Raw genomic sequence first — 440 nt, 5'->3', positions numbered from 1 at the left:
GGGAGTACCGCCAAACGCGAGCACGCCGAGGGCATCGGGGTGCGGTTCATCGACTACACCGCCGAGGACGTCGCCGCCGCGGCACGCGAGCTGGTTCCGGGCGGCTTCGACGGGATCGTCGACCTGGTCGGAGGTACCTCGCTGCGGACGGTCGCTCCGCTGGCCCGGGCTCCGCGCAACGTCATCGCTGTGGGTGATGCGTCGGTGCCCGATCTCGGTGGGCGCTTCGTCGAGCGTCGCATCGACCGCGAGAACCTGGAGCGGTCGGCCCGGCTAGCCCTCGACGGAGTCCTCGCACCCGTCATCACCGCGGTCCATCCGCTCTCCGACGCGCCGGCCGCCCTCGCCGCCGTCGAGAACGGTCACGCCTCGGGGAAGGTCGTCATCAAGGTGGCATGAGAAGTACCGGTTGCCTGCGACGTCCGACTGTCCTTTGCAGG

General features: G+C 70.2%; 1 protein-coding gene. It reads left to right on the top strand.

Annotated features, from left to right (window positions below):
- Nucleotides 1-399: zinc-binding dehydrogenase (locus G3I71_RS47770; protein ID WP_164325218.1), on the top strand; the 399-nt coding region annotated here is incomplete at its 5' end.
- Between the last annotated feature and the right edge of the window lie 41 nt (nucleotides 400-440).

Source organism: Streptomyces sp. SID12501 (assembly GCF_010550245.1).
GTDB lineage: Bacteria > Actinomycetota > Actinomycetes > Streptomycetales > Streptomycetaceae > Streptomyces.
This window is presented reverse-complemented; position numbering and strand designations above follow the sequence as displayed.